The organism is Halorubrum wangae (genome assembly GCF_051194135.1).
GTDB lineage: Archaea > Halobacteriota > Halobacteria > Halobacteriales > Haloferacaceae > Halorubrum.
On record NZ_JBLZNH010000003.1, the window covers coordinates 416224 to 439212 of the forward strand.

General features: G+C 65.7%; 23 protein-coding genes and 2 tRNA genes. 13 read left to right on the forward strand and 12 right to left on the reverse strand.

Annotation, left to right across the window (positions count from 1 at the left end):
• The first annotated feature begins 96 nt into the window (after positions 1-96).
• From ACNS84_RS12135 to ACNS84_RS12155, 5 genes are all read left to right on the forward strand, one after another.
• Positions 97-2151, forward strand: coding sequence for a DEAD/DEAH box helicase (locus ACNS84_RS12135; RefSeq protein ID WP_435075124.1), 2055 nt, complete (start codon positions 97-99; stop codon positions 2149-2151).
• Between the two features lie 63 nt (positions 2152-2214).
• Positions 2215-4083 carry an SLC13 family permease gene (locus ACNS84_RS12140; protein ID WP_435075125.1) on the forward strand — a complete coding sequence of 623 codons (1869 nt, stop codon included), beginning with the start codon at positions 2215-2217 and terminating at the stop codon, positions 4081-4083.
• Positions 4084-4170: 87 nt separating this feature from the next.
• Positions 4171-4241, forward strand: a tRNA-Pro gene (locus ACNS84_RS12145).
• A 370-nt stretch (positions 4242-4611) separates the two neighbouring features.
• Positions 4612-4685, forward strand: a tRNA-Phe gene (locus ACNS84_RS12150).
• A gap of 386 nt (positions 4686-5071) precedes the next feature.
• Positions 5072-5740, forward strand: coding sequence for a hypothetical protein (locus ACNS84_RS12155; protein WP_435075126.1), 669 nt, complete (start codon positions 5072-5074; stop codon positions 5738-5740).
• A 222-nt stretch (positions 5741-5962) separates the two neighbouring features.
• Here ACNS84_RS12155 and ACNS84_RS12160 read toward each other — a convergent pair whose 3' ends face one another.
• Positions 5963-6787 carry a CPBP family glutamic-type intramembrane protease gene (locus ACNS84_RS12160; RefSeq protein ID WP_435075127.1) on the reverse strand — a complete coding sequence of 275 codons (825 nt, stop codon included), beginning with the start codon at positions 6785-6787 and terminating at the stop codon, positions 5963-5965.
• 147 nt (positions 6788-6934) lie between these two features.
• Between ACNS84_RS12160 and ACNS84_RS12165 the strand changes: the two genes are divergently transcribed.
• Positions 6935-7474: a dihydrofolate reductase family protein gene (locus tag ACNS84_RS12165; protein ID WP_435075128.1), complete on the forward strand. Its 540-nt coding sequence runs from the start codon at positions 6935-6937 to the stop codon at positions 7472-7474.
• A gap of 86 nt (positions 7475-7560) precedes the next feature.
• On the opposite strand, the gene ACNS84_RS12170 is transcribed toward ACNS84_RS12165, so the two are convergent.
• From ACNS84_RS12170 to ACNS84_RS12195, 6 genes are all read right to left on the reverse strand, one after another.
• Positions 7561-8394: a cupredoxin domain-containing protein gene (locus tag ACNS84_RS12170; protein WP_435075129.1), complete on the reverse strand. Its 834-nt coding sequence runs from the start codon at positions 8392-8394 to the stop codon at positions 7561-7563.
• 155 nt (positions 8395-8549) lie between these two features.
• Positions 8550-9158 (reverse strand): hypothetical protein, encoded by a 609-nt coding sequence (locus ACNS84_RS12175; RefSeq protein WP_435075130.1) that lies wholly within the window; start codon positions 9156-9158, stop codon positions 8550-8552.
• A gap of 182 nt (positions 9159-9340) precedes the next feature.
• Entirely contained in the window at positions 9341-10741 is a 1401-nt protein-coding gene (locus ACNS84_RS12180) for a sodium-dependent transporter (RefSeq protein ID WP_435075131.1), read from the reverse strand.
• A gap of 154 nt (positions 10742-10895) precedes the next feature.
• Positions 10896-11555 (reverse strand): SdpI family protein, encoded by a 660-nt coding sequence (locus tag ACNS84_RS12185; RefSeq protein ID WP_435075132.1) that lies wholly within the window; start codon positions 11553-11555, stop codon positions 10896-10898.
• Between the two features lie 48 nt (positions 11556-11603).
• The gene (locus tag ACNS84_RS12190) at positions 11604-13784 is read right to left on the reverse strand and encodes a heavy metal translocating P-type ATPase (RefSeq protein WP_435075133.1); all 2181 of its coding nucleotides are present in this window, start codon (positions 13782-13784) and stop codon (positions 11604-11606) included.
• A 126-nt stretch (positions 13785-13910) separates the two neighbouring features.
• Entirely contained in the window at positions 13911-14339 is a 429-nt protein-coding gene (locus tag ACNS84_RS12195) for a universal stress protein (protein ID WP_435075134.1), read from the reverse strand.
• Positions 14340-14547: 208 nt separating this feature from the next.
• Between ACNS84_RS12195 and ACNS84_RS12200 the strand changes: the two genes are divergently transcribed.
• Positions 14548-15084 (forward strand): DoxX family protein, encoded by a 537-nt coding sequence (locus ACNS84_RS12200; protein WP_435075135.1) that lies wholly within the window; start codon positions 14548-14550, stop codon positions 15082-15084.
• Here ACNS84_RS12200 and ACNS84_RS12205 read toward each other — a convergent pair.
• Together ACNS84_RS12205 and ACNS84_RS12210 are read right to left on the reverse strand one after the other, a co-directional pair.
• Positions 15081-15434, reverse strand: a complete 354-nt coding sequence (locus tag ACNS84_RS12205; protein WP_435075136.1) for a DUF7577 domain-containing protein — start codon at positions 15432-15434, stop codon at positions 15081-15083. The genes ACNS84_RS12200 and ACNS84_RS12205 overlap by 4 nt on opposite strands.
• Before the next feature lie 71 nt (positions 15435-15505).
• The gene (locus ACNS84_RS12210) at positions 15506-16018 is read right to left on the reverse strand and encodes a hypothetical protein (protein ID WP_435075137.1); all 513 of its coding nucleotides are present in this window, start codon (positions 16016-16018) and stop codon (positions 15506-15508) included.
• Between the two features lie 214 nt (positions 16019-16232).
• On the opposite strand from ACNS84_RS12210, the gene ACNS84_RS12215 reads away from it, so the two are divergent.
• Complete coding sequence (locus ACNS84_RS12215; RefSeq protein ID WP_004048101.1) at positions 16233-16427, forward strand: cold-shock protein; 195 nt, start codon at positions 16233-16235, stop codon at positions 16425-16427.
• 211 nt (positions 16428-16638) lie between these two features.
• Here the strand turns inward: ACNS84_RS12215 and ACNS84_RS12220 are convergent, their stop codons facing one another.
• Entirely contained in the window at positions 16639-16953 is a 315-nt protein-coding gene (locus ACNS84_RS12220; protein WP_435075138.1) for a 2Fe-2S iron-sulfur cluster-binding protein, read from the reverse strand.
• Positions 16954-17176: 223 nt separating this feature from the next.
• On the opposite strand from ACNS84_RS12220, the gene ACNS84_RS12225 reads away from it, so the two are divergent.
• Both ACNS84_RS12225 and ACNS84_RS12230 read left to right on the forward strand, forming a co-directional pair.
• On the forward strand, positions 17177-18277 hold the full coding sequence (locus ACNS84_RS12225; protein WP_435075139.1) for a DUF7093 family protein: 1101 nt from the start codon (positions 17177-17179) through the stop codon (positions 18275-18277).
• Positions 18278-18399: 122 nt separating this feature from the next.
• Complete coding sequence (locus ACNS84_RS12230; RefSeq protein ID WP_435075140.1) at positions 18400-18783, forward strand: DUF5611 family protein; 384 nt, start codon at positions 18400-18402, stop codon at positions 18781-18783.
• A gap of 18 nt (positions 18784-18801) precedes the next feature.
• Here the strand turns inward: ACNS84_RS12230 and ACNS84_RS12235 are convergent, their stop codons facing one another.
• Entirely contained in the window at positions 18802-19395 is a 594-nt protein-coding gene (locus tag ACNS84_RS12235) for a histidine phosphatase family protein (RefSeq protein WP_435075141.1), read from the reverse strand.
• Positions 19396-19501: 106 nt separating this feature from the next.
• On the opposite strand from ACNS84_RS12235, the gene ACNS84_RS12240 reads away from it, so the two are divergent.
• The 3 genes from ACNS84_RS12240 (at position 19502) to ACNS84_RS12250 (ending at position 21865) form a co-directional block, all read left to right on the forward strand.
• Complete coding sequence (locus tag ACNS84_RS12240) at positions 19502-20281, forward strand: hypothetical protein (RefSeq protein ID WP_435075142.1); 780 nt, start codon at positions 19502-19504, stop codon at positions 20279-20281.
• 57 nt (positions 20282-20338) lie between these two features.
• Entirely contained in the window at positions 20339-20797 is a 459-nt protein-coding gene (locus ACNS84_RS12245) for a universal stress protein (protein ID WP_435075143.1), read from the forward strand.
• A gap of 87 nt (positions 20798-20884) precedes the next feature.
• Complete coding sequence (locus tag ACNS84_RS12250) at positions 20885-21865, forward strand: ROK family protein (protein WP_435075144.1); 981 nt, start codon at positions 20885-20887, stop codon at positions 21863-21865.
• 24 nt (positions 21866-21889) lie between these two features.
• On the opposite strand, the gene ACNS84_RS12255 is transcribed toward ACNS84_RS12250, so the two are convergent.
• Positions 21890-22900, reverse strand: a complete 1011-nt coding sequence (locus ACNS84_RS12255) for a PrsW family intramembrane metalloprotease (protein WP_435075145.1) — start codon at positions 22898-22900, stop codon at positions 21890-21892.
• Positions 22901-22989 lie beyond the last annotated feature (89 nt).

Here is a 22989-nt window from a genome sequence, read left to right on the forward strand (position 1 = left end):
GGGCGCCGGAATCCGCGGCGCGACGAGCCAGAATATCCGCAGTCGCCACACGGCGAGCCGAACTCCTGAAATACCTACCTCGCGTACCGACGGACAGTGTCACAGCAGTTGGCCGAGGTCGAGACGCTGTTCCTCCACGAGGCGCGGAGCGACTACACCGTTGTCGCGAACCGAGGCGGGAACCGCGTGCTCCGCGGACGGCTGGAACTCAAAGAGACCTCCGCGGGCCCGCGACCGGGGAAATTCCGCGTGATCCGCGACGGCGAGGACCACCCTCGACAGCCCGACGAGTTCGTCGACCTCGCCCGCGCGGCCGACCGTATCCGCATCTCCGAGCAGACGTCGCCGGCGAACCGCGAGCGATTGGAGGCGATGCTCGACGGGTACCAGTTGGAAGCGATGGCCGTCCGGACCTGTCGCCGCTGTGCGAACGACGGCCGGTACGGCCCCATCACGAGCGAGGGCGCGGTCGAGCACAACGACGAGCTGATCTGCCGCGACTGCGCTCGGCGAGAGTTAGAGCGGGAGCTATCGTATAAAGGCGAGTTCACGGGCGCCGCCGAGGAGCGGCTGGAGGAACTCCTGTACGAGTCCGGCGACTTGGACCGGATCATCAACCTCCTACAGGGGGGGCTCGACCCCGACCTCACCAAGTACGACGAGGTCTCTGCCAACGTCGACGACGTGAGCCCTGTGCGCACCGAGGACCTCGACCTTCACCCGGAGCTCTCCGCGCGTCTCCAAGGACGGTTCGAGGAGCTGCTCCCGGTCCAGAGCCTCTCCGTGCGGAACGGCCTCCTCGACGGGAACGACCAACTCGTCGTGAGCGCCACCGCGACCGGGAAGACCCTGATCGGCGAGCTGACCGGGATCGACCGGGCGCTGAAGGGGGACGGGAAGCTCCTCTTTCTGGTCCCGCTCGTCGCGCTCGCCAATCAGAAGCACGAGGATTTCGAGGAACGCTATGGCGACCTGCTCAACGTCTCGATCCGGGTCGGTTCCTCGCGAGTGAACGACGACGGCAACCGCTTCGACCCTAACGCCGACGTGATCGTCGGTACCTACGAGGGTATCGACCACGCGCTCCGGACCGGGAAGGACCTGGGCGACGTCGGCACCGTCGTCATCGACGAGGTCCACACCCTGAAGGAGGGCGAGCGCGGCCATCGCCTCGACGGACTCATCTCCCGACTGAAGTACTACAGCGAGGAGCGGATGCGGACGCGTTCGGGGTACGACGGCACGCAGTTCGTCTACCTCTCCGCGACCGTCGGCAACCCCGAATGGCTCGCCGAGAGCCTCCGGGCGACGCTCATCGAGTACGAGGAGCGGCCCGTCCCCATCGAGCGCCACGTCACGTTCGCGGACAGTCGCGAGAAGGCGCAGATCGCCGATAAGCTCGTGAAGCGGGAGTTCGACACGAAGTCGTCGAAGGGGTACCGCGGGCAGACGATCATCTTCACCAACTCCCGGCGGCGCTGTCACGAGATCAGCCGGAAGATACGGTACGACTCCGCGCCGTACCACGCCGGGCTGGACTACAAGCGCCGCAAGAAGGTGGAGCGCCAGTTCGGAAATCAGGACCTCTCAGCGGTCGTCACCACGGCGGCGCTCGCCGCCGGGGTCGACTTCCCCGCCTCGCAGGTGATCTTCGACTCGCTGGCGATGGGTATCGAGTGGCTCTCGGTTCAGGAGTTCTCGCAGATGCTCGGGCGCGCCGGGCGGCCGGACTACCACGACCGCGGGCGCGTCTACCTCCTCGTCGAGCCCGACGGCGTCTACCATAACTCGATGGACCGCACCGAAGACGAGGTTGCGTTCACGCTTTTAAAAGGCGAGATGGAGGACGTGGCGACCCACTACGACGAGGCGGCCGCCGTCGAGGAGACGCTGGCGAACGTCGTCGTCGCCGGCAAGAAGACCAAACGACTCAACGACCGCATGATCGGCGAGGTGCCGACGAAGCACGCGGTCGGGAAGCTGCTGGAGTGGGAGTTCATCGACGGCTTCTCGCCGACGCCGCTGGGGCGCGGCATCACGAGACACTTCCTCGCGCCCGACGAGGCGTTCTTCATCCTCGATTCGATTCGGACGGGAACGGACCCGTACCAGATCGTCGCCGACCTCGAACTCCGCGACGACGAGGAGTGAGCCGAGCGCGCTGAGTGCATAGGCCCCACCAACGCTTTTGCCGGCGGCAGTCGTGAGTTCGCCATGCACTGGTGCGGGGATCCGTGCGCGGTCCCGGTCCCGGCGACGGTCGCGCCGTTGACCACGGAGATCCTCCTCGTGTTCGCCGTCGTCGCGGTCGCGCTCGTGCTGTTCGTCGCCGAGCCGATCCCCATCGACATCACCGCCGTCGGCGTGATGGTCGCGCTCGTCGCGCTGGAGCCGTGGACCCGCGTCGACCCAGTGACCGGCGTCGGCGGATTCGCCAGTTCGGCGACGCTGACCGTCCTGGCGATGTTCGTGCTCAGCGAGGGGATCCGGCAGTCCGGGCTGATAAACCGGATCGGGCTGTGGATCGCCGAGCGATTCGGCGAGAGCCCGTCGAAGCAGCTGCTCGCGGTGCTCGGCCTCGCCGGCGGGACGGCCGGCTTCATCAACAACACGCCGGTCGTCGCCATCATGATCCCGATGGTGAGCACGATTTCGGAGAAGACGGGCGTCTCGCCCTCGCGGCTCCTGATGCCGATATCGTTCATGTCGATGCTCGGCGGCATGCTGACGCTGATCGGGACATCGACGAACGTCCTCGCCTCCGACGTCTCGGCGCGCCTGCTCGACCATCCCTTTTCGATGTTCGAGTTCACGCGGCTTGGCGCGGTCGTGCTGCTTACCGGGGGCGCGTACCTCGCGATCGCCGGTCCGTATCTCCTCCCCGAGCGCGTGCGGTTCGACGAGGAACTGATAGACGAGTTCGGGATGGCCGAGTACCTGACCGAGGTGGTCGTGCGCGGCGACTCGCCGTTCGTCGGACAGACCGTGCGCCGAAGCATCGAGACGCTCGACATCGACGCCGACATCGTCCAACTCGTCAGGGGCACCCGGGCGTTCACGGAGCCGCTCGGGCCGAAAGAGATCCGGGAGGGCGACGTGCTCGTGTTGCGGACCGATCAGGAGAGCCTCATGACGCTCGTCGACGCCGAGGGGCTCGACCTCGCGCCGGACGCGACGGTGAGCGAGGCGCAGTTGACGACCGACACCGAGGCGCTTGAGGCGGAGACGGAACAGAACCTCGTCGAGGTGATCATCTCGCCGGAGGCCCCGTTCGTGGGCGAGACCCTGGAGACGCTCGGTTTCAGGGAACGGTACGACGCGACGGTGCTCGCGATCCGGCGCGGGGGGCGCGTCATCCACGTTCGGATGGACGAACGGCCGCTCAGGGCCGGCGACACGCTTCTGTTACAGGCGACGGAGAAGACGATCCGTCGATTCGGGAACGACCGAAACTTCGTCGTCGGAGGGCGACTCACGCGGCGCGACTTCCGGACCGAGAAAATTCCAGTCGCGCTCGGGATCGTCGCCGCCGTGATCGCGGTCGCCGCCCTGAACGTCGTCCCGATCTTCGTGAGCGCGCTTGGCGGGATCGTGGCGATGGTCGGTACGGGCTGCGTGAAGCCGAACGAGGTCTACTCCTCCGTGGACTGGAGCGTGATCTTCCTGCTGGCCGGGCTCATCCCGCTCGGGGTCGCGATGGAACGGACGGGGGCCGCGGCGTGGCTCGCGGACGTCGTCGTCTCGTTCTCCGGGGGACTCGACGCGGTCGTCGTACTCGGGCTGTTCTACCTGTTCACGGCCCTCGTCACCAACGTGATCAGCAACAACGCGAGTGTCGTGTTGATGATCCCCGTCGCCATCGACACCGCGGAGGCGATCGGTGCCGACCCGTTCTCGTTCGTGCTCGCGGTGACGTTCGCGGCGTCGACGGCGATGCTGACGCCGATCGGGTACCAGACGAACCTGATGGTGTACGGGCCGGGCGGCTACGCGTTCACCGATTTCTTCCGGCTCGGTGCCCCCCTTCAGGCCCTGTTGACCGTCGTAACAACCCTTGGAATCGCGTTTTTCTGGGGAGTGTAGCGCCGGCGAACGCCGCGGCGGCGGCGAGGAACGACCCTCGTCGCGCAACGAAACGCTTTAGCGGCCGATGCGGGTACGTATGAACGCGGGACCGTGGGTTAGTGGTATACTCCGGGCCTTGGGTGCCCGTGACCCCGGTTCGAATCCGGGCGGTCCCATTTCTGTGCGACGAGCACACGCGAGGAGCCAGAAATGCAGAGCGGCTGGTTCGAACTCGGCGAGACCGAGCAAAGCGAGGTCTCGATTCAGTTCGAATCCGGGCGGTCCCATCCTGCTGCTGCGAGCAATGTCGCGAGCAGCAGCCGTGGAGCGGATTCGAACCCTACCGGACGCGCGCAGCGACGGCGGAGCGAGCACGTTCGGTTTCGGTTCGAATCCGGGCGGTCCCATTTTCGCGGCGCGAACAGACTCGTAAGCGCCGCGGCTGTGGACGAATTCGGAGGAGGAGCGAGGGACAGTCGAAATCGTCGGCCTCCCCGCCGCCTTTCGAAATCCTTTTGTCTCGAATCGGCATTGGTCACCATGCGAGCCGCCTTAGCTCAGACTGGGAGAGCACTCGACTGAAGATCGAGCTGTCCCCCGTTCAAATCGGGGAGGCGGCATGTTTCTGCGGCCGACCACGCGAACGGAGAGCGTAGCGACCCGTGAGCGCCAGCGAGTGAGCCGTCGGCCACAGTACTGCTCTCGACGGGATGTGTCCTCGTGAGTTGCGCGCAGCGAAGCGAGCAGGTCTCACGGCGTTCAAATCGGGAAGGCGACATCCTGTTACCGGTCGAACGATGACCGAGCGTGTCTTCGCCATCCTACAAATCGCCCGCAATTCGATCGATCACAGCCGCTAACAGTGCAGGGGCTGCAACGTCTCGCAATTTGCGATAGCGAAGAACTGAGCCCGGTGTGTCCCCTCGTCGTCGAGCCGTGGGCACGACACAGTGTGGCTGTCGATAACATCAAGCGTTATAGTATCACCCTGTAACGAAGCGAGTGTATGAAGGCAGGAGTAGTCGGTATCGTCGACGGGACGTTCAACGTAGTCGACTCGTTCACCGACACCGTCTCGCAGGATGGCCACGACCTGGAACGGTGTCTGACCATCGATCGCGTGTTTTCGCTGCCCGGCGGCGACATGGCCTTCGCCGGTCGGGCCGCCGCCACCACACTCAGAGACCGATCGACGACGACCATCGAGAACGGGGCGATTCACGTCACCGAGGAGGCACATCCCGAAACCCACCACACCGAATTCGTCGGCGTCGCCGGCGAGTTCGTCGCCGTCGGCAGCGGTGAGGGTACCTTCGCGTTCGACCTGATCGCCGAGGATACCGGCACCGACGTCGAGCGAGCGACGCTGAACCTCGACGCCTTCTTCGCCAGCCACGAGAGCGCGACGCCGTGGAAGGCTGGCTTTCACGGGACGGGCGAGGACGGCGTCAACGGAATCTTCCACGGGAAGAACCTGCGCACGGACCTCGATTTGGAGGATGTCCTCCGTGACTCGACGTTGAATCAGGTCGGACTCTCGTACCGATACAACGGGAACGACGTGAAAATGACCGCCTCGAAAAGCGGCTACGTCGAGGTGTATCGCCCGAATGGGTACGACTCGGCGAACTACCTCGAATATCTGCGCGACGAAATCGTTCAGCACGTCTCTTGAGCCATCCGACGCGACGAGTACGTCGAGGTTCCCGACAGGAGTCAATGGCGTCAGGTCGCTGTCGTCGCGATACCGCGTTCGGAATGTCTGCATCACGTTCCATTTCCCCACAGCGGGCGAGATAGGGTCGAGTTCTTCGAACCGAGTTCCCAACTGCGAGCCGCGACTGTGAAACATTCGATGGATACAATCCGATGGGCTTCACGGCGTTGTTCGCAGATGCTACTCGCGTTCCGTGCGAACCAGTCTGGCGGGACCCCAGTAGAGGACGACGGCGACCGTAGTGAGAGCGAGGAGTCCAACGAGCGTGAGGCTCGCTGGATCGGAGTTGAGTATCGGGAACATGCCCTGCGACCAGTTGAACGAGGCGTGAAAGAGGAGGGCGGGGAGGAGGCTGGCGTTAGTGTTGTTGTACACCCAGGTGATGAGCACGGAGAGGAGCGTGATGGAGACTGCGAACCCGAGAAACGGATGCTGGTAGTAGATGGTCTCGCTCGGGATGAAAAACAGCGGTACGTGCCAGAGAGCCCAGATGAGGCCGACAGCGAGACCGCCACCAAGTGCCGAAAGTCGCTCTTGTAAGGGGTCAAGAAGGTATCCTCGCCAGCCGAACTCTTCTTGGACTGGACCACCGAGAAAGAAGATGACACCGAACGCGATTGGAAGGACAATCGGATTGTCCGCCCAGGGAAACGAGAGCGAGGCATCCGTGGCGATGGCGACGCCGAGTGCGATGAAGACGACGGCCGGGGACAGGAACAGCGCCGGAATCAGCCAGCGTTTGGGGAAATCGATGCGAACTGCGCGTCGGGCGAGTCGTCGCGCCCCGGCGATTCCGTTCGCGTACGTGACGAGAACGAAGGCGGCAACGGTTGGGCCGAAAGCTCCGAGTTCTGGTAGGGCAGGAACGCTCTCGACGAACCCTTCGGCGGCGAGCGCCTCGGGCCCCCAGAACCCCCACGACCAACCGAACGTCAGTAAGAGAAACGCACCGACCAGTCGCAGATCCCGCTGTTCGGCGTTCGTTTCCGGTCGTTCACCGCTCATAATCGGTTCTACCGATCGATCTCAGATAAGTGGCTCCGTTGAAAGTCACACTTGTTGACACTATTGGTGTGGGAGATAAAGAGGTTGTGTTCAGCACTCTGCTCCGTCTGCTACGCTTAATTCGATGGGACGCCTCAGATAGATGCTGTGAGTAGTGAAATTACGCTCTACATCGCAACCAGCGTAGACGGCTATGTTGCCGACGCGGACGGTAGCGTTGACTGGTTGGACGAGTTTCAAACAGAACCAGACGGCGACGGGGAGGCCGAGGCATATGCCGAATTCTTCGAGACCGTGGACTGTCTCGTGATGGGGGCGACAACCTACGAACAAGTTCTCAGCTTCGGTGAATGGCCGTACGGAGACAAGCCGACGTACGTGTTTACCCATAGAAACCTCTCACCCGCAACCGAGGCAGTACGGTTCGTTAGTCGAGAGGTAGCTGATCTTGTCCCTGAACTCAGACGGCGGTATTCCCACGTGTGGGTGGTCGGCGGTGCACACCTCGCACAATCGTTTTTCCGAGAACGCGAGATCGACGCGATTCGATTGTCATTCATCCCGATTCTGTTGGGGGATGGCATCCCACTGTTTTCGGGCGGATACGACGAACAGAGAGTGGATCTGGTCGGCACGACGGTGTTTGACAGCGGAATCGTAGAACACCAGTACGAGGTAGCCGAGTAGGACAGCAGCTTATTGAGTTAGCGCGCGTATGCGGGACGTGACGGACCTCCTCAAAAGGGGAAATAGGAGGGCCGTTCGACAGCAGTTTACACATCACGTACAGTCACGGTCCCCGCCATATTGAGAGCGTGCAGGAGGCACAGATACGGGTACGTTCCTGGTTCCTCGAACGTATGAACGAAAGGCTCCTCAGGGAGGATATCGCCTTTCCGCGCCGTCAGCCAGTCCTCGACCGCAGCCTCCGCCGAATCGAACCCCCCACTGGCGAAGTACTCGCCGTTCTCCGGGAACTCTCTGTCGTCACCCTCTGGAATCGCCTGTCCGCCGTCCTCACCGGTGACGGAGTGGGCGATTCCGGTCCCGTTCACCCAGCCGACGCTGTCGCCCGGGCGAACCGTCAATGATTCTGGATAATAGGTCGTCAGGCCCATCTGGACGACGTGGTCGGTATCGGGCTGGACGATCTCGGGATGGGGCGGAATCTCGCCCGTCGGCGTTCGAACGACGATTGTTCCGGCCATCGTGTCGAAATCCTCGTGCGGCAGACAACAGTAGTGATAGTGTCCGGGAACGGTGAACTGGTGCTCGAAGCGATCGCCCGGACGAAGGAGTCCGGTCTCCGACTGGTCGGCTCGAGCGGCGATTTCGGCGTCAAATCCGCCGCTCGCGAAGTAGCTCGCCTCGTCGGGGATACGACCTTCGTAGGCCGTAACAGTATGCTTGAGCAGTTCGATGTTCCACCACGTGACCGTCTCACCGGGGTCGATGACGAGCCGCCCGGGTTCGAACCAGTTGGGCTGGACATCGACGCGGGGCTCTGGTGGGGGCACTCCGGGGAGCGATGTGGAACAGCCTGCGGCCCCGACGAGTCCCGATACACCTATCGTTCGGAGGAGCGACCGTCGTGTCCACCGCACCATTACGGTAACTTCGATCCCCCCTGAAATATTTGCTGGGGAGATACCTACGGTGAAATTTTAGTCAGACGAGGCCCGTGTGCTGCGAATCTCATCCGTTCACCACGCCAGATAGATCAACTCCTGGGAGTGAGCAGAGTCGAGCATGTCAATGCTACCTACTGTGGACTCTCTGAGCGGCCGTCGAACAGTGCGGTAAACCGGGTCAGCAGGACGAGCACGACGGCGATGCCGAGCGTCGGATATTCGATGCTGACGACCATCCACTTCAAGGATTCAGAGGCGTTCATGAGACCGATCAGGACGGTCGCGTAGTCGTCGGGATTCGTGTAGATGAGGATGACCCAGAGGTTCTCCAGCGAATCGAGCAGTCGAGAGACGACCGTCAAGCACATCCCGACCTTCGGGATGAGGACGAGCCTGTCGTGAGCTGCCAGCGTCTTCAGAGAGATCGAATGGAGTGAGAAAAACAAGAAGAACCCTGCGACGATGAAGATGTAATCGAGAACCGAGAGGAGCATCACGGAGTCCATAACGGGTTCGAAAGCCCGCAGTATCGTGTCCACGTCCGCCCGACTCGTCGCGGCCTGCAACTCTGCCGTGGAGTAGCCAGACGTCTCGATCCGGCGAGTCACCGGAACGAACCCCAGAGCGATGACCCCGACAAAGGTGCAAAACGAGATAACGGCGACGAGACCGTGGGTGGTCGCGGAGAGCGCATTCGCATATCGTTCGACGGGGTGAAAGAGCGTATCCAGCAGGTGCATAGCGGAACCAGACCGCACGCACATATCCGTTACGCGGTGTCACTCTCACGCGAACGCTCCCGAAGCGCCTCGTGTCCGTACAGAGAAGCAGCTGAACCACACTGATTCACCGGTAACGGCCACACCGATCAACGCTGAATGCTATTTCGCACTGTCGGTCGCAGTACCCAACACAGACGTCGTCACTTAGCCGCCGCTCGTTGGAGTCGAAGCAGGAGATAGGCCAGGACACCGATACAGACGAGGATCGCGGCGGAGACGAGCCCTTGGCTCAGCGCACTACCGGGAAGCGTATGCCAGCCGGGGAAACCGAACCCGAGAAACAGTTGTGAGGCGATGATTACAACGAGAACCGGGGGAAGGAGGTATTTCGTAGCCGCGGAAGTCAATCGCTCGATGCGCGGTACCCGGACCTCCTCGTGTCTCGCAAAATAGCCGAACGCGATCGAGATAATAAGCGCGGTGACTGGCAGTCCGAGCGCCCCGACAGAGTTATCGAGAAGGTCGAGGAAGGGCGTCCCCCAGACGTGGAGTTGGAACGGCGTGTAACTCAGGAGTGACGGCATTCCGAGGAGGAACACCAACACGGAGACGAGCGCTGTCGCTTGTCGCCGTGAAAACCGCGTTGCACCCCGAACAGTCGAGACGCCGACTTCCATCATTGAGACGGCTGAAGTGATCGCGGCCGCGAAGAGAAGGCCGAAGAACGCCCCCGCAACGAGTCGGCCACCCGGAAGGAGCGAGAACGCCGCAGGAAGGGTGGAGAACGCCAGTTCAGTGCCGAGCGACGGTTCGAGGTCGAACGTGAAGACGATGGGAAAGATGACGATGCCGGCCAAGACGGCGACGACCACGTCCGCCACGGCAACGATAGCCGCCGCCTCGGGAACGTTCGTCTCTTCGCCCAGGTAACTCCCATACGTGATGAGAATCCCCATTCCCGCCGAGAGCGAAAAGAAGGCCTGTCCGAATGCGGCGCTCCAGATGAGCGGATCAGTGAGCACGGAGAGGTCGGGCGTCAGAAAGAACGCCACCCCTTCTGAAAATCCAGACAACGTCACCGAGAAGACCGCCATACCGAGAAGAATCACGAACACGAGCGGCATGAGAACGGTGGTCAATCGTTCGATTCCCTCTCGTACCCCGAGGGAGAGTACGGCGGCAACGATGCCGAGCGAGAGAACGAAGGAAAACACCGGTGCGTACGTCGCGGTGAAGCTAGCCAGCGAGATGTCACCTCCGGTTATCGCGGATCCCAGGAACGCGAGAATCCAACCCGTTATGACGAGATAGTAGCTGAGGATCAGAATGACGATAGCGACGATGAACCACCCGAAGATCCTGAATTGTGGCCGAAGGTCACCGAACGTGGCGACGATGTCTGCACGTGTCCGCCGGCCGCTGTTGATTTCCAGGATCATGAGCGGCACCGCGAAGACGAACACGGCGATGAGGAACGGAATCAGATACGCACCGCCGCCGTTTCGACCGACGACTGACGGAAAGCGCCAGATGTTCCCGATACCGACGGCGGCACCGGTGGCCGCGAAGATGAAACCAGTACGTGAGGACCACAGGTCCATTTACACAGTCCCCTTCAGTCTCCGGTTTGTTATAGTTCAGTATGCCGACGTGATGACAGACGCCCGGTTACGAGCAGTCGAAGCCGTCGCATGCGGTCGAGTACTTTCCCTTCGCTGTGGCGGAGGAACTGGGTGCCACGGGCTACGGATTCGATCACGAGGTCGCGTCCGAGCCTCGCTCGATCCGCTCGTAGAGGTAGTACGAGTAGACGACGGTGACGCCGGTCGTCAGGAGCGCGGGGACGAGGAGAAAGTAGATGGCGTACTCGCCGAACAGCAGGCCGACGAGCGCGAGGACGGCGGTGAGTTTGAACAGCCGACCACCGAGCGCGTTGGTCCGGTCCCAGACCGCTTCGCTGCTGAGGGTCCACGGCGTCCGGATGCCGATGAACCAGTTTTGTTCGGCGTGCGTGATCAGGACGCCGACGTAGTAGAGCAGTCCGGCCACGGCGACGAGAATCAGGTACGTGAAGTCGAACTCGTAGCCGAGATTGAACGCGACGATGCCGGCGTGAACGACGAACATGTAGGCGGCGAAGACGACGATAAACCAGTCGTAGTAGGCCCGGAACTCGGCGATGTTCTCCCGGAGGGGGTCGATCCGCGGGACGACGGCGAGCAGGAGGACGACTCCCGCCGTCAACGCGGGAAACAGCCCGAGGGCGAGCAGCGTCGGCATCGTGCCGTTCGGGTCACCGGCGGCGTCCCAGTTCGTGACGAGAGCGGCTGGAAGCGAGGGGGCCGCGAGCAGGCTCACGATGCCGGACAACGCCACGAAGCCTGCGGCCAGCAGGAGTCGGTGAACCGTCTGCATACCGGATCGAACGGGCTACGCACAGATAACAATCGGGTGAACGGGGAGTTACCCGCGGAAGCCGAGCAGCCGGAGCCCGTTCAGCGAGACGAGGACCGTGGATCCCTCGTGGCCGACCACCGCGAGCGGGAGCGGGATACCGCGGAGGAGGATGGCGGCGACCATGATCCCGATCGCACCGAAGGCAACGATGAGGTTGACCGTGAGCGTCCGTCGGGTCTTGCGGCCGAGACCGAGGACGTAGGGAATCTTGCTGAGGTCGTCGCCCATCAACACCACGTCGGCCGTGTCGAGCGCGACGTCGGTCCCCGCCCCGCCCATCGCGATGCCGAGCGTCGCGGTGGCGAGTGCGGGCGCGTCGTTGACGCCGTCGCCGACCATCGCCACGGTCCCGTGTCGCTCCATCAGCGCCTCGACGGTCGCCACCTTCTCCTCCGGCAGCAGTTCCGCCTGAACGTCGTCGATGCCGACCTCGTCCGCGATCCGCCGTGCCACGCGCTCGTTGTCGCCCGTCAGCATGACGATGTGCTCCACACCGAGCGACCGTATGTCGGCGATCATCTCGGCGGCGTCGGGGCGGACTGCGTCGGTGAACGTGAGCCACCCCACCACGCTGAGTTCGCCGTGACGCTCTTGTGCGACGAGAACGCTCGTCTTCCCCTCGGCCTCCAACGTCCGGAGGCGGTCGAAGCCGGGTTCGAGCCCGTCGATCACCTCGTCGCCGAGGACGGTCTCGAAGTAGCTTCGGTTCCCGATGTGGGTGGTTCGCCCCCCGACGTCCGCCGTGACGCCTTTTCCGGCGACCGACTGAAACCGCTCCGCGTCGGCGACGTCGAGGGATCGTTCGGTCGCCGCTCTCACGGTTGCACGCGCGAGGTGGTGCTCCGACCGGGCCTGCACCGCGGCCGCGAGGGAGAGCAGTTCGTCCTCGGTCAGCGTCCCGGCTGACGTGCCGGGACGGGGGAACACATCGGTCAGCTGCGTGTCGCCCTGCGTGAGCGTGCCCGTCTTGTCGAAGGCGACCGCGTCGATGCGCGCCGCGGCCTCGACGTGTTCGCCGCCCTTGAACAGGACGCCCTGCCGGCCACCGGACGCGATCGCCGAGAGCACCGCCGCGGGCGTCGAGATGATCACCGCGCACGGCGAGGCGGCGACCATGAGCGTCATGGCCCGGTAAAAGGTCCCCGCGAACTCGCTACCGAGTGCGATCGGAAGGGCGATAGCCGCGAGCGTGAGCGCGAACACGCCGAGTACGTACGGCTGTTCGAGCCGGTCGATGAGCCGCTGCGTGGGCGCCTTCTCGCTCTGGGCGCGTTCGACCATGTGGATGAGTCGGCTGATCGCCGACTCGTGGGCCCGTCGCGTGACCTCGATTTCGAGGCTCCCGTTCTCGTTGATCGTTCCGCCGAACACCTTGTCGCCCGGTTCCTTCGGCACGGGCACCGACTCGCCGGTGAGCGACGACTGATCGACGGTCCCCTCGCCGGACGTGACGGCGCCGTCGAGCGGGATTCTGTCGCCCGGGCGGACGACGAACACGTCGCCGACGGCGACGTCGTCGATCGGGACGGTGACCTCCTCGCCGTCGCGCAGGACCTGCGCTTCGTCCGGCCGCATCTCGACGAGGGACTGGATCGCTCGACGCGAGCGGCCGATGGCGTAGTGTTGGAGCGCGTTCGATAGCGAGAACAAGAACAGGAGCATCGCGCCTTCGAACGGGGCCCCGATAGAGAGCGCGCCGAGCGCGGCGACGATCATCAACAGGTCGATGTCGACCGCGCGGTGTCGGAGGGTCTCGACGGCCCCCATGAGTCCGTACCACCCGCCGAAGGCGTACGCGACGCCGTAGCCGGCCCACGCGAGGAGCGACGGTCCGTCGAGCCACCCCGTCACGAAGCCGGTCGCCATGCCGAGTAGCGTCAGGCCGACGAACGCCGCCTCCCATCTGAGTTCCGCGCGCGAGGTCGTCGCGTCGCTCCTCGCGTCGAGGGAGTCGCGGACCGAGACGTCGCGCTCGCGGATCGCGTCTCGAAGCGCCGCCTCTGAGGTGACGCGATCATCGTACGTGATCCGAGCGCTCTGCGTTCTGAACGAGACCTCGGCGTCGTGGACGCCGGGCACGTCCCGGAGGTGTCGTTCGAGGCTGCGCGCCCCCGCTTCGCCGCGACCGCCTCGTCGTTCGATCTGGACCGTACACGTCGCGAGTGGAGGGTGTTCAGTAGCGGCCACGTGGCTCCCCCCTACGGCGTGCGTCGGTTTCGTGTTGTCGGTGTGTCATTCCGTCTTCGGCTGACCGCCTATAGTCGCGTGCTCGAGACACCGGTGTGCTCTCCTGAGTCGTCCGGTCCGAACGGTTCAGCTGACGATCGTCACCGGGATTCGCGCTCGACGGGTGACCGTCTCGGCGACGCTTCCGAGGAGCGCCCGATCGATCCCCGAGCGACCGTGACTGCCCATGACGATCTGATCGATGTCGTGGTCGGCGGCGTAGTCGAGGATTTCGCGTGCTGGCTTCCCGACTTCGGTGACCGTCTCGATGTCGGTCGACCGCTCCGCCGCGAGGTCCGTCACCGTCGCGTGGACGCCGGTCGCTCGTTCCTTCGCGTTCTCGTACCAGCCCTCGGCAACCGGCAGGCCGCCGACCTCCACGTCGATGACCGCGTCGATCGGATTGATTACGTAAATCGCCGTGATGACCGCGTCCGGGAAGGTCTCGAGCGCGTACGTGAACGCGCGCTCGGCGAGCGGGGAGCCGTCGACGGCGACGAGGACGGTTGCGGGCATGGGAGAACGATTCGCGGTGCGGTGAAATGAACGTACTGCCGGGCGACCGCGTGGCGACGAGTCGTCCGCGAGCGGTGCGACCGCTTCGGAGTCGGGCCGTCGATCGGCCGACCGCGATCGTTGCACCCAACCATTTTGCCGGTCCGGCCGCAGGTGGACGTATCGACCGGCACGTCGGTCACACCGAACGCGTCCACCGTCCCCAACCATGACACTCACTCGACTCGGAACACGCTGCGTCGGTCTCGTCTCGAACGAACGCGACGGGAGCGACGACGACGACGATCAGATCGACCGCGTCGGCCCGGTCGCGCGACGGAAGCGAGGCCTGAGCCGGCTGATGGGCCTAACGTACATCGTCGCCGGCGTCGCTCACTTCCTCGCGCCGAACTCGTTCGCCAGGGCCGTTCCGCCCGAGTTGCCGCGGCCGCGGGCGCTCGTCTACCTGTCCGGGGTTGCGGAGGTCCTCCTCGGCGTCGGAATGCAGTTCGACCGGACGCGGCGCGCGTCGTCGTGGGGAATCGTCGCGTTGCTGGTCGCCGTCTTCCCGGCGAACGTCTACATGGCGACCGACGACGTGGCCGCCGAGTTCGTCCCCGACCGCCTCGGCGGCGTCGCCCGCGCCGCGGCGCTGGCGCGCCTCCCGATGCAGGCCCTGCTGGTGCTGTGGGCGTGGTGGCACGCACTCCCGGAAGCCGAGTCAGAGAGCGAGGACGACGGTGTCAGACGGGGCACGAAGCGTTAAGTCTCCGAGCGAAGCGGCCCCGCGCAGCGACGACAGTACGTGAATCCGGGGGCGTTGACCGCGCCGCACCCGGGGCAGGTGACGTCCGGGGCGTTCGGGCCTCCCGGCTCGCTCCGATCGTCGGGGCGTGTCGGCCCGTCCGCCTCTCCTGAGTCGCCGTCGGGGCCGACCCGAGGCCGCCGCCCGTACTCCTCGTCTTCGGTGTACTTCTCGATCTCGCCGGCGCGGCGACGGCGCCGTCGGTCCCGCCCCTCGCGAACGATGCCGCGGAGCACGCGGAGGCCGAGTGCGAGCGCGACGAGGAGCAGCGCGCCCGAGATCGTGAGATAGACCGGACCAACGTCGACCATGCGAATCGTACGGGCCGAACGGTTAGGTATTGTGGGGCAGACCCACTGCTCGCGCGCGCATAGACGGCGAGTCAGTACCGCAGCGTGGCGTCGAGGATGCCGGCGGTCTGTCCGGCACCGACGACCGCGAGTCCGACTGCGGTCCACGCCGCCGAGGGCGCGGCCGCGATCGCGATCGCACCGACGACACAACAGACGGCGCCGGCGGCGTATATCCGCGCGCCCGCCTCGACGCGGCGACTGGTGTGGACGAACCCCGCCGCCGGGAGGAGCGCCCAGCCGAAGAGCGAAACGGCCAGCAGGGCGTTCGACGGGACCACCCCGTCACCGAGCGCGAGGAACCCCGCGACCCCCGCGAGCGTCACGGGCGTCCCCGCGAGGATCACAAGCTTCCACGCCCGGAGCACGCCGGTCGCCATGTCGCCCCACGAGGCGACGACGAACGCGACGAGCAGGACGCTCATGACGACGTGGGCGACGAACAGCGTGTGCGCCGAGACGACGTCGAGGGTCGCCGCGGCGACGACGAGCCAGGCGGCGGGGACGAGGAGCGCCGGTCCGTTCGCTCTGATCGATCGAAACACGACGGTTCGATCACGGCGGTGGGTGATAAGCGTCCCTCCGACGGCGGAGGTGCCCGGTGAAGTGAGTGATTGGTCGGCGGCACCGAACCGACTCCACCGTACGGTCACCGATCGTCTCGATAGTCGCCGAAAACGGGTGTAAATGCCCGCCTACCGCCGTGTTAACTGTACACTCGCAATCCTTATGTCTTAAGGGGGCTTTCGTTGAGATGTAATGGCGACCGGAAAGGTTGACTTCTTCAACGACACTGGCGGCTACGGATTTATTGAGACTGACGACGCTGACGACGACGTGTTCTTCCACATGGAAGACGTCGAAGGACCGGACCTCGAAGAGGGCCAGGAGCTCGAGTTCGACATCGAGTCCTCGCCCAAGGGCCCGCGCGCGTCCAACGTCGTTCGGCAGTAAGCCGATCCGATAAGGTGGGTCGGTCCGGCTGCTGCCGAACGCGACTCTGACACGCGATAACGAAACTTCTGCCCGCCGCGGATTCACGTCCGCTGCGGGTTTGTATCACGACACCGAGCGTCGCCGCCGCCGATCGGTTCGGCGGGCGACGACGAGCGGCAGCGCTGGCTAGAGCTCTAAAATTCGAGGGTTCGGCTCGGCGAGGGCCGGATCAGATGTGCTGTCCGAAGAGCCCGCGGCCCTTGGTTACCTCGACGTCGCCTTCGACGCGGGTTTGGCACGCGAGGCGGACGTCGTGACTCGGATGGTGCGGGGGGAACCAGAGACGGATCTTCTCCTTTTTGCCGGGTTCGCTGACCTCGCCGTCGACCTGGACGGCGCAGGAGCCGCACGACCCCATACCGCGGCAGTTGAGCTGTTCCATCTTCCCGTTGTAGACGGAGAGACCGGCCTCTTTTAAAACGTCACGCAGTATCGCGCCCTTCTCGCACTCGATCTCCTCTCCCTGATAGGATACAGTCGGCATAGACGACCGTACGGTATGCGGCCGACCCACAAAGAGTCTGGGTACCGCGGCCGACCGACCGCGACCGCCTGCCGCCCGCGATCCGAGGTGCGAACGGGGATAAGAAGCCGCGAGCCGAGACGCGAAGGAGGCACCGGGGAGGACGCGCCGCGGGACCGGCGTGCGCCGGGCGTCTGACACCGGACGGGGCGTTTTTTACCTTCGGCACCGCAGGATGGGCATAATGGGACTCAGGTGTCTGCTCGGGCACGACTTCGACGAACCCGAACTACGGCGCGAGCGCGAGGAAGACGGGAACGAGGTCGTCACGACCGTCACGGAGGTGAAGACCTGCGCTCGCTGCGGTGAGACGCAGGTCGTGAGCGAGAACACCGAGGTCACGACGATGGAGCAACTGGCCGACGAGGCCGCCGCCGGGGCCGGCGCGCCGGCGTCAGACGCCGCGCCGATGGAACCGAGCGTCGGCGACGGCCACGCTCCCGCCGACGAGGTCGGACCGGTCGACGCGGACGGCGACATCGAGGACGCCGTGATCATCGACGACGGGGCCGCGACCCCGGACGCGGAGCCCGTCGACGCGGCGAGCGACGAGATTTCGGACGCGGCACCGGCCGACTCAGAGCCCGCAGACGCGCTCGACGACGACGTGGCTGTCGAGACGGAAGCCGAGGACGCCGCCGACGGAGACGACGGCGCGGAACTCCTCGAATCGGGGCCGGACGACGAGGCGGGGTCGCTCGGTGGGAGCGACGATTACGCGGAGTATCCGGAGGTCGAGAACGCGTCGTCGCCGGACGACGACGAGCAGCGCGCGGAGACGGACGATGGCGTGATCCTCGACGAAGAGGAGGAACCGGCGGCGGAGCGCGAGCGCGGCGCGTGGCCGGCGCTCGACGAGCCCGAAGAGTCGCCCGGCACCGCGACGCCGTGGCCCGAACAGCCCGGTGAGGACGAGGGATTCAGCGCCGAGATCGGCGACGGCGACGCGGGCGACGGCGTCGAGTTCAGCGGTGGCCTCACCCCGGAAGCCGCCGACTCGGTCCCGGACGACGAAGACGCGGAGTACGTCGAGGCGCCGGAGCGTGACGCCGACGCGGTCGGCGGAACGATCGAGCCGCGTGACGACGAGTCGGCGGCGAGCGACGCGGGGACGGGGATAACCCGTGCCGAGAGTCCGACGCTGGAGACCTCGACCTCGGAGACGACGACGGAGTATCACTGCCCCGAGTGCGAGATGACCCGAGCGGCCGACGGCAACTCCATGCGCGCGGGCGACATCTGTCCCGAGTGCAAGCGCGGCTACGTCACCGAACGTCCGATCTGACTCGCCGAGGATCGGACTCGCGCCGTCGGTCGTCCGACCCCCTCCACTCGGAACGGCGTGCTCAGCGGGCTGAAGACCCCGTGACGAAACTGGTTTACGCCCCCCTGTCGAACGGTCGCGGCATGAAGGAGTACAAGATGCGACGCGGCGAGCATCTGGACGACCGCATGCCCGACCTCAAAGGATCCATCGAGGAGTACTTCGGCGAGATCACCGGAACCGAGGAGTGGCAGGGCCACGAGCTGTACGTCGTCGGTGAGCCCGACAACCCCGTCTTCGAGCGCATCGTCGCCGGCGCCACCGAGTACGGCAGCAAGAAGGACAAGCTCGCGGTCCACTTCGAGGAGCGCCCGGCCGAGGACGTCATCGCCGAGGGGAACGCCGACGCCGCCGCCGACGCGGTCGACGCGAAAAACGCGTTCCTGCTGGAGGCGACCGGCCGCGACGCGAAGTCCCGCCGCGAATCGCTGAAGCGCGAGGTCGAGGACGACGCGCCAGACTACTGACGGGACTGATTGCCGCCGCTATTTATACGATCGGTCGTCCGCGCGGACGACGTCGCCCTCGTCGTCGACCGCCGTGACCGAACAGTTGTCGGCCGACAACTCCGTGAGCGACCGCACGACTGAGAGGTCGCGGTGGTCGCCGACGAGGAGCCGGATCGGGTTCACGTGCGTGACGGCGACGACGGTCCCGTCGCGAGCGCGGAGGTCGGCCGCTGCCTCCAGGACGCGCTCTCGGACTGCCAGCCAGCTCTCGCCGCTTTCGGGGGCGCGCTCGGCCGCGTCCCGACCGCTTTCCAAGAGATCGAAATCGGGGAACCGCTCGAAGAAGTCGCCGGACGAGAGGCCCTGAAACACGCCGAAGTCGCGCTCGCGGAGCCGCGGATCGGTCTCTACCTCGACGCCGGCGGCCGCGGCGATCGGTTCGGCTGTCTCGACGGTCCGCGCGAGGTCGGAGGCGACGACCGTGTCGACGGCGTGACGCTCGACGAGCGCGTCGGCGACCCGTGCGGCCTCCTCGCGACCGCGGGCCGAGAGGCCGACGGGCGCCCACCCCTGTATCCGACCGGCCTCGTTCCACTCGGTCGTCCCGTGTCTGACGAACAGCGTGTGCACGGCTGAGAGTCGGGAGCGCGCGGCAAGGAGGTTTCGCCGAACGGCGGGCCGCGAGGCACGACGACCGACGACAGGCTATTGACGGCCCGCCGGGTAGGGAAACCGAATGCGTCAGGACCCGATCCCGACCGCGCTCGCGGACCGGCTCTCGGTCGCGGCTCGTCGCCTGCGAGCGGCCCGTCAGCGCGCGCTCGACCGCGCTGCCGTCGAGGAGACCGAGTGGGAGTACGCGGGGCGGACGTGGTCGTGGCCGGCGGGCGAGGCGAGGACCTACTTCCGCGAACTCGCGCCGGGGGAGCGGGAGGTCCTCGACGACCTGCTCGCGGAGCTCGATGCCCGCAGAGAGGCGGACGGAGCGGGGGAGTCGGCCGAGGTCGTCGGTGTCGGCACGGGACGCGTCGCCGTCTCGCTACCCGGGTCTGTCGCCGAGGAGACGCGGGCGGCCGACGAAAGCCTCGTCGCGAAACTGGCCCGGTACGGGCCGTCCGCTGAGATGGGCGACGGACGCCCACAGAACCGGCGCGAACGTCGGATCTGGTCGGCGGTCGGGTCACACCCGTTCCTCCCCGTGCTCGGCGGCGACGAGGAGGGCGACTGGATCGTCATGCCACGCGCGGACGTCCCCCCGGACGAGGACGTTCGGGAAGCGGCGCTCGAGCGCGTTCGGACGGCGCTGGCGCCGTACCGCGACCGATTCCACTTCGACGAGCTCAAACCGGAGAACGTGGGCGCGTATCGCGGCCAGTTCTGGATCGTCGACTACGGGCGACCGAGCGGCGAGCCGCTGTTCGTTGAGCCACCGAGCGCGTCCGAGACGGGCGGTTCTGCCGACTCGACCGGCTCAGACGCTGGCGAGAACTGTCAGGATCGATCGAACAAAAGTTAATTCAGAACTGAGTTAAAACTTCGACAGTGTTAAGCCGACGGCCGACGAAGGACGTGTATGAGCATCGAGACAGTGCTACTGGCGGTCGGTACCGAAGACGAGAAGCGAACCGAACAGCTGGCGAAAGAGGCTATCGCGGTCGCCGAGCCCGCGGGCGCGGAGGTCGTGTTGACCCACGTGTTCACCGACGAGGAGTTCGACACGGTCCGATCGAACATCGGCGTCGACCCGACGAGCGAAGGATCGACACCGGACGCCGTCGCGGAGCGACACACCACGACGCGAGCGCTTGCGAAGGCGCTCTCCGACGCCGACGTCCGATATTCGGTCCGCGGAGCGGTCGGGGACCACGCCGACGAGGTCGTCGACGCGGCGACGGCCATCGGCGCCGACCGCGTGGTTGTCGGCGGTCGGAGCCGATCGCCGACCGGTAAGGCCGTCTTCGGAAGCGTCGCTCAGAAGGTGATGCTCTCGTCTCCGTGTCCCGTGACCTTCGTGCGCGAAGTGGCCGCGTAAACGGACGGCCGGCGACCGCACGACGGTCGCGGCGCTCCGTCTCCTGAAGCGTCCCGCTTAAGTGATACCGGAACGGGCGTTTAGCCGATGTACTACGTGGGCGTCGACCTCGGGGCGACGAACGTCCGGGCGGTCGTCGGCGACGAGACCGCGACTATCCTCGGTTCCGACGAGCGCAGAACACCCCGCGGCCCGAACGGCATCGCCGTGACGGAGGCCGTGCTGGGCGTCGTCCGCGGCGCGTGCGGGGCCGCGCAGATCGACCCGACCGAAGCCGTCGCGGCCGGGATCGGCTCGATCGGCCCCCTCGACCTCGCGGCCGGGGTCGTGCAGGGGCCGGCGAACCTCCCGGACACCGTCGAGCGGATTCCACTCGTCGGGCCAGTCTCCCAACTCCTCAACACCGACGAGGTCCACCTCCACAACGACACCGTGGCCGGGGTCATCGGAGAGCGCTTCCACGCCGAGCGCAACCCCGACGACATGGTGTACCTCACGATCTCCTCCGGGATCGGCGCGGGGGTCGCCGTCGACGGCAACGTCCTCTCGGGATGGGACGGCAACGCCGGCGAGGTAGGTCACATGACCGTCGACCCGCACGGGTTCATGACCTGCGGGTGCGGCCTCGACGGCCACTGGGAGGGGTACTGCTCCGGCAACAACATTCCGAAGTACGCCCGCGAACTCCACGCCGAGGACCCGATCGAGACCTCGCTGCCGATCGACGACCCCGACTTCTCCGCGGTCGACGTGTTCGAGGCGGCCGACGACGACATCTTCGCCGACCACGTGATCGACCAAGTCGCTCACTGGAACGCGATGGGCGTCGCCAACGTGATCCACGCGTACGCCCCGCTCGTCGTGAGCGTCGGCGGCGCGGTCGCGCTCAACAATCCCGAGCGGGTGCTCGACCCCGTCCGCGAGAAACTCTCCGAGATGGTGTTCATCAACGTCCCGGAGGTTCGGCTCACCGACCTCGGCGACGAGGTCGTCGTGAAGGGGGCGCTCGCGAGCGCGCTCACCGGCGGCACGGGCGACCGCTCGCGAGTCGAGACGCCGCCCGGCTGACCCGCCCGAAAGACGCGGCGCCGATCAGTCCTCGAACTCCGTCATCTCCGGTTTGACGTTCGGATCGACCGAGTCCCGCGTCTCCAGGTACGCATCCCGGTAGCGCCAGATCTTGCGCAGGAGGACGTAGCCGAACGCCCCCTGAAAGAGGATGACGAAGACGAACAGCGCCGAAAGCCGCGAGAGGGGGGTCAGTGCGGAAGCCACCGAGATGACCGGGCCGACGAGGGTGTTGTACAGCCCGTGGATCACGGCGGCGATGACGAGTCCCTTCACGACGATGGGGCCGCGGTTCTCGGGGTTGAACTTCGCCAGCCCCAGGTAGTAGCCCGCGAACGCCGAATAGACGACGTGGCCCGGTCCGGCGAGCGCGCGGAGGGCCGTGATCCCGTCGCCCGCGCCGAGGACGGCGAGTCCGATCGTCAGTTCCGACATATCGACGTTCTGAACGATGTAGACGAGGTTCTCGATGACGACGAAGCCGAGGCCGGCCATAGCCCCGTACACCGCGCCGTCGACGACGGCGTCGAACCGGTCGTCGGTGTACGCGTACAGCCGGACGGCGAGCAGTTTCACCGTCTCCTCGATGGGGCCGACGATCAGGAAGAAGAAGAGGACAAACCCGAGGAACCCGAGCGGCGCGAAGAGAGGCTGCGCGAAGCTGTTGAGGACGGCGGCGAACGTCGCCGTAAGAATCGACAGCATGAACGTCGCCACGAGCAGGGAGAGCGGTTCAGCGGTCGTGACGTCGGAGACGTACACGTACGCGGCGAGGCCGAACGCCGGAATCGTCGAGAGACCGACGAGCATCGCGATGGCGGGGTCGAAGACCAGCCCGAGACCGAACGATCCGAGGATTGCGAGCAGTCCCAGGAGGGCGACGAACACGACCAGCGCCTTCGCCGATCGAGTGATGAGCCAGTAGAGCGCGACCGAGAGCCCGTCGAGAGAGGTGCGCTCCTCCCACGTGGCGACGTCGTAGAGGTCTTGGTCGTCGTCGGCACGCGACTTGACCGGGTCGGACCGAGATGGCATAGAGAGTCGTTCGATCCGTGGCGACTTAAGCCGTGGCCGACCCGGTAACCCGCCCCCGCGGTCGTCCCCGGCGCACCGCGAGCGTCGGG